This is a genomic window from Sphingomonas sp. IC-56 (assembly GCF_021043375.1).
Lineage (GTDB): Bacteria > Pseudomonadota > Alphaproteobacteria > Sphingomonadales > Sphingomonadaceae > Sphingomonas.
This window is the reverse complement of sequence record NZ_JAJNDV010000015.1, coordinates 22277-37366: the sequence shown is the minus strand read 5'-3', so window position 1 is coordinate 37366 and position 15090 is coordinate 22277. Positions and strand designations below refer to the sequence as shown.

At 67.2% G+C, this 15090-nt stretch carries 16 protein-coding genes and 1 tRNA gene; 7 read left to right on the top strand and 10 right to left on the bottom strand.

Annotated elements, in window-relative coordinates; genetic code table 11:
* Positions 1-92 precede the first annotated feature (92 nt).
* Positions 93-872, top strand: a complete 780-nt coding sequence (locus LQ953_RS15895; RefSeq protein WP_231031970.1) for a ThuA domain-containing protein — start codon at positions 93-95, stop codon at positions 870-872.
* A gap of 25 nt (positions 873-897) precedes the next feature.
* Here the strand turns inward: LQ953_RS15895 and LQ953_RS15890 are convergent, their stop codons facing one another.
* The 3 genes from LQ953_RS15890 to rplU all read right to left on the bottom strand — a co-directional run bounded on the left by LQ953_RS15890 (position 898) and on the right by rplU (position 2226).
* Positions 898-1458, bottom strand: a complete 561-nt coding sequence (locus LQ953_RS15890) for a GNAT family N-acetyltransferase (RefSeq protein WP_231031969.1) — start codon at positions 1456-1458, stop codon at positions 898-900.
* Between the two features lie 177 nt (positions 1459-1635).
* Positions 1636-1905 carry a 50S ribosomal protein L27 gene (rpmA, locus tag LQ953_RS15885; RefSeq protein ID WP_231031968.1) on the bottom strand — a complete coding sequence of 90 codons (270 nt, stop codon included), beginning with the start codon at positions 1903-1905 and terminating at the stop codon, positions 1636-1638.
* Between the two features lie 24 nt (positions 1906-1929).
* Positions 1930-2226 (bottom strand): 50S ribosomal protein L21, encoded by a 297-nt coding sequence (rplU, locus tag LQ953_RS15880; RefSeq protein ID WP_184086642.1) that lies wholly within the window; start codon positions 2224-2226, stop codon positions 1930-1932.
* A 318-nt stretch (positions 2227-2544) separates the two neighbouring features.
* Between rplU and LQ953_RS15875 the strand changes: the two genes are divergently transcribed.
* Positions 2545-2814 (top strand): hypothetical protein, encoded by a 270-nt coding sequence (locus tag LQ953_RS15875; RefSeq protein ID WP_231031967.1) that lies wholly within the window; start codon positions 2545-2547, stop codon positions 2812-2814.
* 61 nt (positions 2815-2875) lie between these two features.
* On the opposite strand, the gene hspQ is transcribed toward LQ953_RS15875, so the two are convergent.
* The gene (hspQ, locus tag LQ953_RS15870) at positions 2876-3256 is read right to left on the bottom strand and encodes a heat shock protein HspQ (RefSeq protein WP_443026589.1); all 381 of its coding nucleotides are present in this window, start codon (positions 3254-3256) and stop codon (positions 2876-2878) included.
* Between the two features lie 134 nt (positions 3257-3390).
* Between hspQ and LQ953_RS15865 the strand changes: the two genes are divergently transcribed.
* The 3 genes from LQ953_RS15865 (at position 3391) to LQ953_RS15855 (ending at position 6976) form a co-directional block, all read left to right on the top strand.
* Positions 3391-3480: transfer RNA gene (locus LQ953_RS15865), tRNA-Ser, on the top strand.
* Positions 3481-3595: 115 nt separating this feature from the next.
* Complete coding sequence (locus LQ953_RS15860; protein WP_231031965.1) at positions 3596-4066, top strand: TspO/MBR family protein; 471 nt, start codon at positions 3596-3598, stop codon at positions 4064-4066.
* Between the two features lie 66 nt (positions 4067-4132).
* Positions 4133-6976, top strand: coding sequence for a M16 family metallopeptidase (locus tag LQ953_RS15855; protein WP_231031964.1), 2844 nt, complete (start codon positions 4133-4135; stop codon positions 6974-6976).
* 57 nt (positions 6977-7033) lie between these two features.
* On the opposite strand, the gene LQ953_RS15850 is transcribed toward LQ953_RS15855, so the two are convergent.
* Positions 7034-8191 carry a GNAT family N-acetyltransferase gene (locus LQ953_RS15850; RefSeq protein WP_231031963.1) on the bottom strand — a complete coding sequence of 386 codons (1158 nt, stop codon included), beginning with the start codon at positions 8189-8191 and terminating at the stop codon, positions 7034-7036.
* Between the two features lie 125 nt (positions 8192-8316).
* Between LQ953_RS15850 and LQ953_RS15845 the strand changes: the two genes are divergently transcribed.
* Positions 8317-8547: a hypothetical protein gene (locus tag LQ953_RS15845; protein ID WP_231031962.1), complete on the top strand. Its 231-nt coding sequence runs from the start codon at positions 8317-8319 to the stop codon at positions 8545-8547.
* Here LQ953_RS15845 and LQ953_RS15840 read toward each other — a convergent pair.
* The 4 genes from LQ953_RS15840 to LQ953_RS15825 form a co-directional block, all read right to left on the bottom strand.
* Positions 8544-9275 carry a metallophosphoesterase family protein gene (locus LQ953_RS15840; protein ID WP_231031961.1) on the bottom strand — a complete coding sequence of 244 codons (732 nt, stop codon included), beginning with the start codon at positions 9273-9275 and terminating at the stop codon, positions 8544-8546. The genes LQ953_RS15845 and LQ953_RS15840 overlap by 4 nt on opposite strands.
* Positions 9259-10047, bottom strand: coding sequence for a nucleotidyltransferase family protein (locus LQ953_RS15835; protein ID WP_231031960.1), 789 nt, complete (start codon positions 10045-10047; stop codon positions 9259-9261). The genes LQ953_RS15840 and LQ953_RS15835 overlap by 17 nt, the downstream gene beginning before the upstream one ends.
* 234 nt (positions 10048-10281) lie before the next feature.
* Positions 10282-10617: a hypothetical protein gene (locus LQ953_RS15830; protein ID WP_231031959.1), complete on the bottom strand. Its 336-nt coding sequence runs from the start codon at positions 10615-10617 to the stop codon at positions 10282-10284.
* 18 nt (positions 10618-10635) lie between these two features.
* Positions 10636-12123 (bottom strand): L,D-transpeptidase family protein, encoded by a 1488-nt coding sequence (locus LQ953_RS15825; protein WP_231031958.1) that lies wholly within the window; start codon positions 12121-12123, stop codon positions 10636-10638.
* Between the two features lie 162 nt (positions 12124-12285).
* Between LQ953_RS15825 and LQ953_RS15820 the strand changes: the two genes are divergently transcribed.
* The gene (locus LQ953_RS15820; protein WP_231031957.1) at positions 12286-13305 is read left to right on the top strand and encodes an oxidoreductase; all 1020 of its coding nucleotides are present in this window, start codon (positions 12286-12288) and stop codon (positions 13303-13305) included.
* A 2-nt stretch (positions 13306-13307) separates the two neighbouring features.
* Here LQ953_RS15820 and LQ953_RS15815 read toward each other — a convergent pair whose 3' ends face one another.
* Positions 13308-15077, bottom strand: a complete 1770-nt coding sequence (locus LQ953_RS15815; protein WP_231031956.1) for a sensor domain-containing phosphodiesterase — start codon at positions 15075-15077, stop codon at positions 13308-13310.
* Positions 15078-15090 lie beyond the last annotated feature (13 nt).

Here is a 15090-nt window from a genome sequence, read left to right as displayed (position 1 = left end):
GGCTGGAGCGCTGGGGCTGTTTTGTCTTCAGGTCGCGGGGTGGGTTGCCTTGGCTGGCGGCTTGGGGACAGGAGGGGGCGAAGGAGAGGGGTATGAAGCATATGCTTGCCGCGCTGGCGCTTGGGGCCGGGCTGGCGGGGCCGGTGGCGGTGCAGGCCGCCGAGCCGCAGTTCAAGCTGCTGGTGATCGCATCGCCCAGCAAATATCATTTTGAGTTCATTCCCGTGGCGCGCGAGAGCCTGATGCGGATGGCGCGGCTGCATGCGTTCGAGATCGAATGGGCGACCAATGCCGCGCCGCTGGAGGGCGAGCTGGGGCGCTATGCCGCGGTGATGCTGTTGAACACGGCGGTGGAGGATTTGAACGACGCGCAGCGGGCGCGCTTCGAGGCGTACATGACCGGCGGGGGCAATGCCGTGGTGGTGCACCGCGCCGCGATCGTGGTGCCGGCAAAGCCCTGGCCCTGGTACGAGAAGCTGGTGGGGCGCAGCGTGGGCGTGCACCCGATGCTGCAGACCGGCGTGGTGACGGTGGAGGATGCGGGCTTTCCCGCGGCCTATGGCATCCCTGCGCGCTGGGTGTGGAGCGACGAGTTCTATACCACCACCAACCCGTATCGCGTGACGATCAGCCCCGTACTGAACGTGGACGAGACGAGCTATGACCCGACCAAGATCTGGCCGGGGCAGGTGTCCAGGCCGATGGGGCCGGCGCATCCGGTCGCCTGGTACCACCATTACGGCAAGAGCCGGGTGTTCGTGACGACGCTGGGCCATGACGGCGAGGCGTATCGCGACGGCCGGTATCTGGACCACCTGCTGGGCGGGATCTACTGGACCGCGAGCGGGCTGGGGCAGAAGCGCTTGAAGTAGGGCGGGCTGCCCGATCCGCTGGGGATCAGGCAGCCATTCGCGCTTGCGGGTCCGCGTCCTGGCCGCCGCCATCGCCCTCCAGGTCGAGCGCATAGCGGGCGCAGGGGGCTTCGGCGCCGCGCGCGGGCGCGTAGAGCTGGACCAGCGGGCCGCTGGGCTTGAAGCCGAGCTTGCGCAGCACCTTGCCCGAGGCGGGGTTGTCGACGAAATGCCCTGAGGTGACGCGGCGGATGCCGCGCGCGCGGGCGGCGGCGAGGACGGCTGCGCATGCCTCGGTGGCATAGCCGCGGCCCCAGGCCGAGGGGGTGAGCCAATAGCCCAGTTCGTGGGGCGAATCGCCGACGCGCTGGACCGCGGCCGCGCCGATCAGGCTGACGCTGCCCCCGACATGCTCGAACACCAGGAATTTGGGGCTGAGCGGATCGTGGAATTCGGCCATGAAGCGCGCGGCGGCATCCTCGCCATAGGGCCAAGGGGCGCGGCGCAGGTTGCGGCACACCGCCTCATGGCCGATCGCCTGGGCGAGATCGGGGGCATCCTCCGGCCAGCCGGGCCGCAGCGTCAGTCTTTGCGTACGCACGAACATGACCAAACTCCTCGGTCCTGCGGTGCCCCTGACGCATCACTGTGACACGCCGTTTGCAGCCGCTTGTCGAGGGAGCATGAAAAAAGGGAGCCGGGGCGACCCGTCTCCCTTTATCAGCTGGTCCGTCTTGCTCGGACCCGGGTCACCCTGGTGGGCAACCCGGCTGGTTACCCGATGTTATTCGGCTGCTTCCGCAATCATATCCACCGAACAGAATTTACGGCCAAGACGGCCTTCCTTGAACGATACGCGGCCGTCGACGAGCGCGAACAAGGTGTGATCCTTGCCCATGCCGACGTTCACGCCCGGATAGATCTTGGTGCCGCGCTGACGCACGATGATGTTGCCGGCGACGACTGCTTCGCTGCCGAACTTCTTGACGCCGAGACGACGGCCCGCGGAGTCGCGACCGTTGCGGGACGAGCCGCCTGCCTTTTTATGTGCCATTTGCTAAACTCCTCGTGCCTGCGCTCAGCCGATGGCCGTGATCTTCAGAATCGTGTGATTCTGACGATGGCCATTCTTGCGGCGATAGTTGTGGCGACGACGCTTCTTGAAGACGATGACCTTCTCGGCCTTCGCCTGTGCGACGATTTCTGCGGAGACGGTCAGGCCGTCCGTCGACTTGAAGTCGCCACCCTCGCCAGCGAGGAGGACATCCCCGAGCGTGATGGTCGAGCCTGCTTCGCCGTCGAGCTTCTCGACGACGATCTTGTCTCCTGCGGCAACGCGATACTGCTTGCCGCCCGTGCGCACGATAGCGAACATCGGGTCTCTTCTCTACATCAAATGCTTGTGCCCGCCATGGCAAAGCCCGGCAGGAGGAAGGGCGCAGCTAAGGGATTGGCCCTGCGAAGTCAACCGGGGTGGCTCTATTTAATGGCGTTGTTTGCCCCTCGACTGAGACCTTGCGAGTCGCGGTGCGGCTCCGCTCGGCTCGCCGGGCGGATCGGCTCAACTCGTCGGGAGGCGCGCAATTGCGCCCCGCAGGCGCGTCGTTTCGCCGCTGCAACCTGTTCTCGGCACGCCATGCGCCTAGGGTCAGGGGCGAACAGGGGTGTTCAAACCGATCAAAGGATAACCCTTATGTTGTTGATCAGCCTTGCTGCCATGATGGCGGCTCCAGTCCAGACCGCGCCGCAGCAGACCACGCCCCAGACGCAGGCGCCCGACACTGCGCCGGCCAATCCGAGTCCCGGCACCGATCCCGCCATGCCGGCGCCCGATGCGACCACCACCACACCCCAATTCGATCCCGCGGCGGAGCCGGTCGCGCAGCCCGACGCGGCAGCGACCGCGCCCGGCGAATCGGACAAGGCCACCAGCCGTGAGCGGAAGCGCAAGAAGCCGCGCTGAGCCGGCTGGCGTGCGGGCCGGGAAGGGAGGTCCCGGCCCGCACCTTCCACCTTTGTCACCCTTAGTGGCGGTGTTCGCGCTTGAGCTTGTAGCGCCCGTCGGTGCGGCCATCGAACAGCCCGGCGATGGCGGGATGGTCGACCGGCTCGTCGCTGTCGTCAGCGACCAGGTTCTGCTGGCTGACATAGGCGATGTAGCTCGAGTCGGAATTCTCCGCGAGCAGATGGTAGAAGGGCTGGTCCTTGGCCGGGCGCACATCCTCGGGGATCGAATCATACCATTCGTCGGAATTTGCGAAGACCGGATCGACGTCGAAGATCACCCCGCGAAAATCAAACAAGCGGTGGCGCACCACCTCTCCGATCGCGAAACGCGCCGAGGAGACGGGGGGCATGGGGACCAGAGCTTCGATGGGAGACGATAAAACGGGGGTACGCGACATATCGTCCAATCTAATGCGCCGACATCTTTGTACAAGGACCCGCTTGCGGACCCGGAAAAGCTACGCTAGAGGCCGCCGCTCAAATCGACCGGTGCTTAGCTCCCCCGGGAGCCGATGCATCGCTTTCCCCTTGCGGAGAGGTGCCGGAGTGGTCGATCGGGGCGGTCTCGAAAACCGTTGAGCCCGCAAGGGTTCCGAGGGTTCGAATCCCTCCCTCTCCGCCATGGGGTGCCCTGAACATCGCCGAGCATGCACCCATTGCGGGGAGCTTCGCGCCGACCTGTGGGTTGGTCCGGGATGCAGCAAGCAATCACAAGCAGAACGGGCGCTAGCCGCCTGGTGGCCGGGGCAATCGTCGCGGGTGTGCTGGGCGTCAGCGCGCTGGTGGGACGGCGCAACGCGCCTGAGCCGGGGCATCCCGGAATTCAACGCTGGTACCGCCGGCTGGACAAGCCCGGCTTCACGCCGCCCGACAAGGTGTTTGGCGCGGTGTGGCCGGTGCTGGAGACCGGCATGGCAGTGGGCGGGTACCGGCTGCTGCGCACGCCGGCCTCGCCCGAGCGCAACACGGCGGTGGCGCTGTGGCTGGGCACCAGCGCGATGATCGGCGGGTGGACCGAGCTGTTCTTCCGCAAGCGCGACCTGACCAGCAGCAGCGTGGCGGCTGCGGCGATGATGGGGTCGAGCGCCGGCTATGTCGCAGCAGCGGCGCGAGTCGACCGCCCGGCGGCATTGGCGGGCGTGCCGCTGACCGGCTGGCTGGTGTTCGCCACGGTGCTGGCAGAGAGCGTGCGGCGACGTAATCGCTGAAGCGCGCATTGCGGGCGGCGCGCGGATCGGCTTAGCTTCTCCCCATTGTTTTGAAGGGGATGGTTCTTGCGCGCTGTTGTTGCTCGCCGCGTCTTTGCGGCACTCCTGCTTGCCGGCGCTGCGCCGACCGCGGTTCAGGCGCAGACCGCCGCCGCGCCGCCGCGGATCACGGTGCCGCCGATCGGCTTCACCGAGCGGACGCTGGCCAACGGGCTGCGGGTGATCGCGATTCGCGACACAACCACGCCGACCGTCAGCGTGCAGGTGTGGTATGATGTAGGGTCGAAGCACGACCCCGATGGCCGGTCGGGCTTTGCGCACCTGTTCGAGCACATCCTGTCGCGCAAGACGCGCAACATGCCCTACAACATGATCAACCGGCTGACCGAGAATGTCGGCGGCGTGCGCAACGCGTCGACCTGGTTCGATCGCACGAATTATTACGAGACGGTGCCGGCGCAGTATCTGGAGACGATGCTGTGGACCCATGCCGAGCGCATGGCGCGCCCGGTGATCGACGCCGAAGTGTTCAACACCGAGCGCAACGTGGTGAAGGAGGAATATCGCCAGCGCGTGCTGGCCCCGGCTTATGGCCGGTTGCGGATCGCGCTGGACGAGAACAGCCATGACACGGTGCCCGAGCGGCGTTCGGGGATCGGCAGCCTGGAAGAACTGGACGCAGCGACGCTGGCCGACGCGCTGGCGTTCCACCAGGCTTATTATGGGCCGGATACGGCGACGCTGATCGTCGCGGGGAACTTCGATCCCGCCACGCTGAACCCGCTGGTGGACCGCTATTTCGGGGCGGTGCCGCGGCGCAAATCGGCGCTGCCGCTGGAAATCCGCGCCAGCGAGAAGCCGCGGACCCAGCCGCGAGCAGTGACGGTTTATGCCCCCAATGTGCCGTTGCCGATGATCGCCAGCAGCTGGCGCATCCCGGGCTCGGCGCATCCGGACCTGCCGGCGCTGGTGGTGCTGGACGCGATCCTTTCCACCGGCGACAATTCGCGGCTGAAGCGCGCGCTGGTTTTCGACCGCCCGATCGCGAGCAGCGCCACCACCAACCTGAATGACGTGGAAGGCAATGGCTTCCTGGCGCCGATGGTGACGCTGGCAAGCGGGACGAGTGTGGAGCAGGCCGAGGCGGCGCTGGCTGCCGAGATCGCGCGGCTGCGCGATGCGCCGGTGAGCGCGGCGGAGCTGGCCGAAGCGCGCAACGAGCTGATGGCGGACGCACTGGCTTCGCGCGAGACGGCCTCGGGGCGAGCCTTTGCGCTGGGTGAGGCATTGGTGCGGACCGGTGACCCCAAGGCCGACGACAAAAGGCTGGCCGGGATCGACCGGGTGACCGCGGCGGACGTGCAGCGGGTGGCGCGCAAGTATCTGAAGCCCGAGGCGCGGGTGGACTTCCGTTATCTGGACGAGAGCAAGCGTCCGGCGGGTGCAAAGGACGATTGGAAGAACCCGGTGCCGATGCCGCGCTGGGCGAGCGTGCCCGCCGCAACCGGCACGCCGCTGACGCTGGCGGCCGAGGGGGAGCGCGAGCAGCCGCCGGCGCCGGCTTCGGCCGTGGCGGTGACCGATCCGATGATCGAGGAAGCGCGGCTTGGCAACGGCATGCGGCTGGTGACGGCGCGCACGGGCCAAGTGCCGATCGCGACGATTTCGCTGGTGTTCAAGGGCGGCAGCGCCACCGATCCGCAGGGGAGGGCAGGCGTGGCCGAGATGGCCGCGCTGATCGCGACCAAGGGCACGCCGACGCGATCGGCCCGGCAGATCGCCGCCGAACTGGAAGCGCTGGGCGCGTCGATCCGAGCCGATGCTGCGCCGGACGGCACGGTGCTGAGCGTCACGGCGCCGGTGGGTGCGCTGGAGGCGGCGGGCAGGGTGCTGGCCGATGTGGCGCGCAATGCGTCCTTCCCCGCAGACGAGTTCGAGCAGGAGCGGCGCCGACGGATCGACCAGTTGCAGGTCGCACTGAAGACGCCCGGCGCGCTGGCGAACATGGTGATGCAGCGCGCGGTATATGGTGCGGGTGCTTATGGCGCGGTGGCCACGCCGCGCTCGCTGGGCGGCATCGGCCGCGAGCAGCTGGTGGCGCAGCGCGACCAGTGGTGGCGGCCGGACAATGCCACGCTGATCGTGACCGGCGGAATCGCGCCGGCGGACGCGCGGCGGATCGGTGATCGGCTGTTCGCCGATTGGCGGACGGGCGGGGCTGCGCCGGTGGCGCCGGCTGCTGCTGCAGGCTCCGGCGCGCCGCGGGTGATCGTCGTCGACATGCCGGGTGCGGGGCAGGCGGCAGTGGCGGCGGGGCTGCGCATTCCCGCGCGCAGCGACCCGGCCTATGCCGACCTGATGATCGCCAATGCGGTGCTGGGCGCCGGGTCCAACGGGCGGCTGTTCCAGGAGGTGCGCGTCAAGCGGGCGCTGTCCTATGGGGCCTATAGCGCGCTGTCGCCGCGGGCCGGTGAGGGCATGTTGGGCGTGGCCGCGCAGACCAAGAACGAGAGCGCGCCCGAGGTGGTCGGGATCTTCGAGACCGAGCTGAAGCGCCTGGCGAGCGAGCCTCTGGACGCCGAGACGGTGGGCCAGCGGGTGGCCTTTATCCAGGGCGGCGTGGCACGGCAGGCCGAAACCAGCGCAGGCTTCGCCGGCACCCTGGCCAATCTGGTGCTGCAAGGCGTGGAGCCGGGCGAGGCGGCCAGGCTGCGCACGCGGATCGGGGCGGTGACCCCGGAAGCAGCGGCCGCGGCTGCGCGGCGGGCGATTACGCCGGCTGGGGCTACGGTCGTTGTCGTCGGCGACGCCAAGCTGTTCGCGGACAAGCTGCGGGCGGCGCATCCCCACGTGGAGGTGATCCCGGTGGGGGCGCTGGACCTGGATACGCCGGCGTTGCGGGGGAAGTAGAGAACCCTTCTAGTTCCCCGGCGGAGGCCGGGGAACTGGTAAGGTTTGAGCGCGCCCTTAAAGTGGCTTCTGATAGACCAGATATTCGCGGTTGATGCGGCTCTCGATGGCTTCGGCGATGGCGAGCATCCCCTGGTTGTCGTCGAGGATCCAGCCGATCTCGCCACGCGAGGCGCCGTAGTTTGCAACCGAGGCGCGGCGGATATATTCGATCATCATGAAGGCGAGCTGGCTGGCCATGCGCGAGGATTGCAGGCGCTTCACCACGCCCATCAGCGGGACGCGCATGGTGCGGACGCGGGGCTTGCGCAGCCACAGCAGCAGCTTGGCCCAGCCAAAGGGCAGCAGCGAACCGCCGAGCGGCTTCACGGCTTCGTTCATGTCGGGCAGCGTGACCATGAAGGCGACCGGCTCGCCATCGAGTTCGGCGATCATGATCAGATCCTCGAACACCAGGGGCTTCAGTTTCTTGCCGACGTCCGCGACTTCGGGCGGGGTCAGGGGCACGAAGCCCCAATTGTCCGACCATGCATCGTTGAGGATGGCGAGGATGATCGCGGCTTCCTCGTCGAAGCGCGACTTGTCGACGCCGCGGATGCGGATGCGGTCGTTCTTCTCGCCATTGGCGACGATGCGCTGGACGAGGCGGGGGAATTCCTGGGTGATGTTCACTTCGTAGGTGACGAGTTTCTTGGCTGCGCTGTAGCCGAGCGCCTCGATCCAGCCCTGATAGCGCGGCGAATTGTGGCCCATCAGGATGGTGGGCGAATGGTCGTGACCCTTTACCAGCAGGCCGGGGTCTTCCCAGATCGACAGGCTGACCGGGCCGATCGCGCGGGTCATGCCTTGGTCGCGCAGCCATTGCTCGGCGCGCTCGATCAGAGCCTGCGCGACGATCTCGTCCTCGGCCTCGAACAGGCCCCAGAAGCCGGTGCCGGGGCCGAACCCTTGTGCGGCGGGCTGTTCGAGCGCGAGGCGGTCGATATGCGCGGAGATGCGGCCGACGACCTGGCCGCCGCGTTCGGCGAGGAACAGCTGCGCCTGCGCATGGCTGAACCAGCCATTCTTCTTGGGGTCGATCGTGCCGGCGACTTCCTGCTTGAGCGGCGGCACCCAGTGGGGATCGCTCGCATTCAGTCGGTACGCGAGGTCGATGAACGCCTTGGTGTCGCGCTTGGTGAGGACAGGGCGAACCGTGGGGGCGGCGGTGGCCAAGGGGCGATCCTTTGCATGGGGTACAGGCCGCGCGGGGCGGGTTGAGTGGCTACATATCGCCCGGGTGGGAATCGGGGAAGAGGGCGAGCGTTGCAGGCCGGCCCCGTGCACCCTAGGTGGGCGCGATGACTGCAAGCGACCTACAGGACCTGCTGACCGCCGCGCTGGTGAAGCAATATGGCGGCAGCCGGCGGCGGTGGAAAAGCGTGCTGGGAGCGATGCGGGTCTATGACCCGGCGACGCACCCGCACTGCAACTGGTCCGCCGCGCCCTCGGGCAGCGTTGCCGAGGTCGCGGCGATCGAGGCACTGCTCGACCGGGTGCGCGGCGAGCACCCGATCGTCAGCGAAGGCTAGACCTCGAACACGGCATAGGGGCGCCCGAACGCTTCCGAGAGCACGAACTGCGCGACATTGTAGACCGGGATACCGCGGCGGGTGCGGCCCTCATAGGTGCCGCGATGGGCGTGGCCGTGGACGACCAGCTTGACGTTGTCGAAGCGGTCGACGGCGTCGGCAAGGCGTGAGGAGCCCAGGAACGGGTGGATCTCGGGCGGCTCGCCCTGCACCGTGTCGACGATCGGGGCATAGTGCATCACCGCGACGGTGCGGTCGGTGCGCAGCGAGCGCAGGCCGTTTTCGAGCTTGCGCGCTTCGTTGAGCGACTCTTCGACAAAGGTCTTCACGGCCGCTTCGCCGAAGGCGCCGAGCTCGCCGCGGCCAAAGCCGCCGAGAAAGCCCTTCACGCCGGCAAAGCCGACGCCTTTGACCACCACCGCCTGGTCGTCGAGCATGGTGACGCCGGCCTGGGTCAGGATGCGGTTGACCTCGTCAGGCTGGCCACACTCGTAATCGTGGTTGCCGAGCACGGCGACCGCGGGGATCGTGCAGGCGCGCAGATCCTCGGCGAGGCTTTCGACTTCGCCGGTCTTGCCGAAATTCGTCAGGTCGCCGCACAGCGCGACGACATCGGCTTTCTCCGAAATCTCTGCGAACAGTTCGCGATACCGATGTTCGGACTGTTCCGTGACGTGCAGGTCACCGATGGCGGCGAGGCGGATCGGCGCCTCAGAAGTGTCGCTCATGCTTCTCCTCCAATCCCTTGCCCACGACATCGGCAAAGCCCCAGCTGCTGATGTCCACGACATAGTCGCGCGGCGACAAAAGCCTGCCGCGGCAAACCTTTACATTGGCCGGGGGTAGCTCGGCCTGGGCCTGGACCCGCTCGATCAGCAGGTCGAACAGCCAGCGCGGAATGCAGTCGCGCTCGGTCGGGTAGATGAAGCGGAAGTTGAGAATGTGCATCAATAGCACCTCCCAATAGAGCTCCATCGCCGAGAGCAGGCGGTGCCAATCGATCTCGTCATGCTTCTTCAGGATGACGTGCGCGACGTCCGCCCCATCGTAGCGATAGCGGTCCTGGATGAACATTTTGGAGAGGATGAATTCGGTCGGCGGCGTGATGCGGACACAGCTGCCATACACCTCTGCCTCATAGGTTTCGGTGAACCAAGCGTCGGTGACGGGGATCGAGGCCGACGAGATGTTGTAGATCACGTCGAAGAAGTTCTCGCCCTGCCAGACCTTGCCGATCCAGCGGTCGTCCTCAATCGTGATGGTGTAGCCGGCTTCCTTAAAGTGCGCGAGCAGGCGGGGCGCGTCGCCGGCCTTGCAGAACACGTCGATGTCCTTGGTCGGGCGGATCACCCCGGTGTGGCAGGTGAGCGCATAGGTGCCCGACAACAGGAACGGAATGTCCCACTGGTTGAGCAGCTTGAGGCTGTCGGAATAGAATTCGACGGCGTCCTCGGGCGGTTCGAAGACGGACGGATCGAGGGTTTCTGGTAAGTCCGACATGAGGCTCGCTGTCTGGCGCGGGCGGGATGCCGCGTGGGTCCAGATAACGGCAGGGGGTCGGGCGGGGTTCCCGGATGGGGAGACTGGCCACCCCTTGTTCCCCGGCGGAGGCCGGGGCCCAGGTGCGAGCAGTTGGAAGGAGCGCCATCTCGCCGCCACGAGCACCTTAGCAACTGGGCCCCGGCCTTCGCCGGGGAACAGGTGGCTGAGGCCGCGCAATTGCGGCCTCTCGCCTTACTGCTTGGCTTCGGTGCTCTGGTTGGCGTCTTCGTCGCGCGAGATGCGGGCGGTCATGCCGGTGGCATCGGCGTCGTCGCGGGTTTGTTCGTCGTCCGAGAGCGCGGGTGCGGCGTCGGGCTGCGCTTCGGTGTTGGCGTTGTCGATGCGCGGAGCGGCCGGTGCTTCGGTCTGGATGTCGGTCAGGTTCTCCGGCTCCGGCACGGACAGGTTTTCCGTGGTCATCTCGGTGTTCGGGGTCCCCTCATCACGGCCATCTTCGCCGCTGGAGCAGGCGGCGAGCGACAGGCCGGCGGCGATGACGGCGGCGAAGGCGATGCGGTTGGTCTTCATGGGCGGTTCCCCTCTTGCTTAGCGCGACGCGACGGCGGTGGCCGCCGAGCGGTTTTCGATCTTGGATGCCAGCGTCTTGTCCCAACCATAGGGATCGGCACGGAAGTTCATCTGGCCGTTGCCGCTGGCGAACGCGGTCCAATAGAGCAGGTAGACCGAGACCTGATCCTGCGGCTGGAGCCGGGCGCGCTCGGTCTTGCCGGTGGCGAGCGTCGCCTTGATCTGGTCGGGCTGCCAGTTCTGGTCGTTGCGGAACAGCAGTTCGGCCAGTTCGGCGGGCTTTTCCAGCCGGACGCAGCCATGGCTTTCCAATCGGCCATAGCCGGAGAACGCCGCCTGGGCCGGGGTGTCGTGCAGGTACACGGCATAGGGGTTCTGGAAGTCGAACTTGTAGAGGCCGAGCGCGCTCTTGGGTCCAGGCTGCTGCTGGATGCGGCGGCCCGCGCCGGTGCCGATGATCTTGTAATTGTTGCGCGCCAGATAGGCTGCGCCCTTGGGGAACAGCTCCTTGGTCGCGATGCTGGTGGGCACGTTCCACGGCGGATTGAGCACCACCGAATGGATGCGCGATTGCAGCATCGGCGTCTCGTTGCCCGGGCGGCCGGTGACGGCCTTCATCGAGGCGATGGCTTCGTCGCCTTCGAACACGGTCAGCACCGCGGCGGCAATGTTCACCTGAATGCGCTTGGCGGGCATCTCGGCCGGGAGCCAGCGCCAGCGCTCCATGTTCGCCATGATCTGGCGGACGCGGTCACCTGCGGAGACGTTGAGCGCTGCGAGCGTCTGGGTGGAGACGGTGCCGGTGGGGCGCAGGCCGTAGCGGCGCTGGGCACGGAGCACGGCTTCCTTGAGTTCGGCGTCGAACGTGGCGCCGGTTGCCCCGACCTGATTGTCCTCGACCGCCAGGCGCTTGCGCAGCGCGGTCACGCGGGCGCCGGTGGCGCCGACGGAGAGGTCCGGACCAGCGGCGAGCGTGGGCCAGCCGCCCTTGGCCTCGATCGCGCGATACCTGGCCAGACCCTTTTGCAGGCCGTCATAGCCCGCATAGGGCGGCGGCAGGGTGCGCATCCAAGCGGTGATACGATCGCGCTTCACTGCGTCGGCGAAGCCGGGCAGCGGATCGAACGCTTCGGGACGCAGGCCCCAGTCCTGCTGGAAATCGCTTTCGTCGAGACGACCGGAATGTACGGCGCGGGCGTAATCCAGTGCAGCGCGCACCAGCGCCTCGTTTCCTTCGAGCCGGGGACCAGCGGCACCATCGTGGCGCAGGCCCTGCGAATAACCGGCATCGGCAAGCAGCTGCGCGAGTTCGGCGCTTTGCTTGGCCGAGAGCGTCGGCATCGCGACAGGCGCGGGAACCGGCTGGACCGCGGGCGCAGCCTGTTGCGCCGGGGCGGGCGTCTGCTGGGCCGCGACCGGACCGGCCGCCAAGCCGGCAAGTGCCGCAAGGGCGACACCACGATGAAGGAAGGAGCTGAGATGGTTACGCTTGTGTACTGATTGCATTCCTGCGCGGTTCCTGTTGCTAAGCCGGGCCGAACTCAGGTCCACATAGGACACCGGGGCGGCAGTTGCGAGCAGTGAATGCACCCAGGCGTGCTTGACAGCGGCTTTGCGCCCGAAGACGGATCGCCCGATCGCGGCGGGAAGTCTGAAGAAGGAAGTGGCATGATCCGCACGGGACTTATCGGGTTCGGCCTGGGGGGATCGGCATTTCACGCGCCGCTGATCCAGGCGGTCGAGGGGCTGAGCCTGGCGGCGGTGGCGACATCGCGTGCGGACGCGGTGCGGGCCACCTATCCCGAGGCGGCGGTGTCCAGCGCGCAGGCGGTGATCGGCGACCCGGAAATCGAGCTGGTGGTGATCTCGACGCCCAACGCCACCCACTATGCGCTTGCCCGCGACGCGCTGGAGGCCGGCAAGCATGTGGTGATCGACAAGCCCTTTGCCGGGAGCGTGGCGGAGGCCGAGGCGCTGGCAGAGCTCGCGCGGGCCAAGGGGTTGCTTGCGATCCCGTTTCACAACCGGCGATGGGACAGCGATTTCCAGACGGTGCGCAGGTTGATCGAGCGTGGACGGCTGGGCGAGATACTGTTGTTCGAGGCGCATTGGGACCGGTTCCGGCCCGAGCGATCGCAGCCGTGGAAGGAAAGTGCGGGGGCGGGGCAGCTTGCCGATTTGGGACCGCATTTGGTCGACCAGGCGCTGTTACTGTTCGGGGAGCCCGACGCCGTGAGCGGCGACCTGGCGGCGCAGCGCGAGGGGAGCGAGGTCGACGATTATTTCACGGTGACGCTGTTTTATGGCGAGCGGCGGGTGGTGCTCGCTTCCTCCCGGATGATCGCGGCGCCACGGCCGCGGTTCAGCATCCATGGCCGTGGCGGGAGCTTTGTGAAGTTCGGGCTGGACCCGCAGGAAGCGGCGATGCGCTCAGGGGGCAGGCTCGAGGACGCGGGGCACGGGGTGGAGGACCCGGCGAACCACGGCGCGCTGACGCTGCCCGATGGCAGCCGCGAGATGGTGGTGTCCGCGCGGGGTGCGTACCGGTGCTTTTATGAAGGGGTGGTGTCGGCGATCGCGGGCGGCGCGGCGCCGCCGGTGTCTGCCGAGCATGCGATCCTGGGGCTGCGCATCATCGAACTGGCGCGGCGCAGTGCCGCGCAGGGGCAGCGGCTGGCGTTTGCCTGAGTTCAGGCGGCGCGGGACCTGATATCGGCCTGGGCCGCGTACCAGTCCAGGAACGCCTGCGCGGGCATGGGGCGGGCGAACAGGAAGCCCTGTCCTTCCTCGCAGCCCATCTGCGTGACGATCTCGCGCGCTTCCTCGGTCTCGATCCCCTCGGCGACGACGCGGTAGCCGAGATCATGGGCGAGCGTGAGCATGGAGGCGACGAGCGTCCGCTCGCGCGTGCCGGTCATCACGTCCTGAATGAAGGAGCGGTCGATCTTGAGCACATGGGCGGGCAGGCGCTGGAGATAGGCCAGGCTGCTATAGCCGGTGCCGAAGTCGTCGATGGCGATCTGAATGCCGGCTTCGCTCAGCAGGGTGACCTGGGCGAGCGCGTCGTCGACATTCTCCATCATCGCGCTTTCGGTGACTTCCAGCTCGAGCGCGGCGGCGGGCACGCGATGCTTGAGCAGCTGCAACTGCACCTGCGCGGCGAAGTCGGGCTGCTGAAGATTATGGGCCGACACGTTGATGGCCAGCTGGATGTCGAGCCCCGCGGCACGCCAGGCGCGAAGCTGCTTCAGACCGGTGTTCATCACCCAGGCGGTGGTCGGTCCGGCCAGCGCCGTTTGCTCGACGATGGGAATGAATTCGGCAGGCGAGATGGGTCCGAGGGTAGGGTGGTCCCAGCGCAGCAAGGCCTCTACGCCCAGACAGGCGCCGGTGCGCAGGTCCACGCGCGGCTGATAGGCGAGCGACAGATGCGTTCCGGTATCCAGGGCCGCGCCGAAGTCGTTGAGGAGGCGGAAGCGGCGACGGTGCGTTTCGTCCATGTCGGCCGAATAGATGCATACCAGAGCGGGCGAGAGGCGGGCGTCCTGGGCGGCACTGTGCGCGCGGCGCAGCACCGAGGCCGGGCTTGCCTGTCCCGTGACGAAGGGTGCTATGCCGATCGTGCTGGTCATCATGAAGCGCTCCTTCGACGCCGCGTCGAAGTGCTGAAGAAGCTTGCTTACATGCTCGACATAGCTGCTCTCCTCGGCGTCGAGCGGCGCGAGAAACGCGAACTGCGTCGCGCCGACATGATAGGCTTGGCGGTCAGGCGCTATGGCAGCCGCAATGGTGCTGGCCGATCTGCGGATGATGGCGTCGAGATAGTCCGAGCCCATGACGCGCATGCCACTGGTCAACTGGTCGCTGCGCGCCAGATCGACCAGCACAGCAAGGCGCTGCTGCCCGGGATGGTCGCGGCCGAGATCGGCGAGGTCGTCGAGAAACTGGTTGCGGTTTGGGAGGCCGCTGAGCGGATCGACCCGGCCAAAGGCGTGCTGGAGTTCGATCTGGTCCATCACCATGCTGGCCAGATCCGTGAGCGCCTTCATCTCTTCGGCCGTGGTTTCCCGCGGCTCGGTTCCAAGCACGCAGAGGGCCCCCAGGCTGTGCCCCTCTCGCGTGGTGAGCGGCGCGCCGGCATAGAAGCGGATGCCCTGATCGGCGAGGACGCTGTCGTCGTACTGGGCGGATGCTAGGAGATCGGGGAGGAGTACTGCGGACCCGCTTTCGGCGACGTGCGCACAGGGCGCCTTGTGACGGGGGATTGACCAGTGATCGATGCCGACCCGCGACTTGAACCATTGGCGGTCGATGTCAGTTAGCGAAATCGCAGCCATGGGAAGGCCGAAGATCTGGCTGGCCATGCGGGTGATGCGGTCGAAACTCTCGCTCGGCGAGGTGTCGAGCAGGCTCAACCGGCACAGCGCATCGAGGCGAGCTTCTTCTTTTTGCGACGACATGGATCTTTTCCTC

Excerpts from the sequence above, each read along its gene's own strand:
- LQ953_RS15890 (WP_231031969.1), bottom strand. The coding sequence starts at position 1,458 with ATGTTCGTGCGTACGCAAAGACTGACGCTGCGGCCCGGCTGGCCGGAG.
- rpmA (WP_231031968.1), bottom strand. The coding sequence starts at position 1,905 with ATGGCACATAAAAAGGCAGGCGGCTCGTCCCGCAACGGTCGCGACTCC.
- LQ953_RS15875 (WP_231031967.1), top strand. The coding sequence starts at position 2,545 with ATGTTGTTGATCAGCCTTGCTGCCATGATGGCGGCTCCAGTCCAGACC.
- rplU (WP_184086642.1), bottom strand. The coding sequence starts at position 2,226 with ATGTTCGCTATCGTGCGCACGGGCGGCAAGCAGTATCGCGTTGCCGCA.
- LQ953_RS15820 (WP_231031957.1), top strand. The coding sequence starts at position 12,286 with ATGATCCGCACGGGACTTATCGGGTTCGGCCTGGGGGGATCGGCATTT.
- hspQ (WP_443026589.1), bottom strand. The coding sequence starts at position 3,256 with ATGTCGCGTACCCCCGTTTTATCGTCTCCCATCGAAGCTCTGGTCCCC.
- LQ953_RS15895 (WP_231031970.1), top strand. The coding sequence starts at position 93 with ATGAAGCATATGCTTGCCGCGCTGGCGCTTGGGGCCGGGCTGGCGGGG.
- LQ953_RS15825 (WP_231031958.1), bottom strand. The coding sequence starts at position 12,123 with ATGCAATCAGTACACAAGCGTAACCATCTCAGCTCCTTCCTTCATCGT.
- LQ953_RS15815 (WP_231031956.1), bottom strand. The coding sequence starts at position 15,077 with ATGTCGTCGCAAAAAGAAGAAGCTCGCCTCGATGCGCTGTGCCGGTTG.
- LQ953_RS15840 (WP_231031961.1), bottom strand. The coding sequence starts at position 9,275 with ATGAGCGACACTTCTGAGGCGCCGATCCGCCTCGCCGCCATCGGTGAC.
- LQ953_RS15830 (WP_231031959.1), bottom strand. The coding sequence starts at position 10,617 with ATGAAGACCAACCGCATCGCCTTCGCCGCCGTCATCGCCGCCGGCCTG.
- LQ953_RS15845 (WP_231031962.1), top strand. The coding sequence starts at position 8,317 with ATGACTGCAAGCGACCTACAGGACCTGCTGACCGCCGCGCTGGTGAAG.
- LQ953_RS15835 (WP_231031960.1), bottom strand. The coding sequence starts at position 10,047 with ATGTCGGACTTACCAGAAACCCTCGATCCGTCCGTCTTCGAACCGCCC.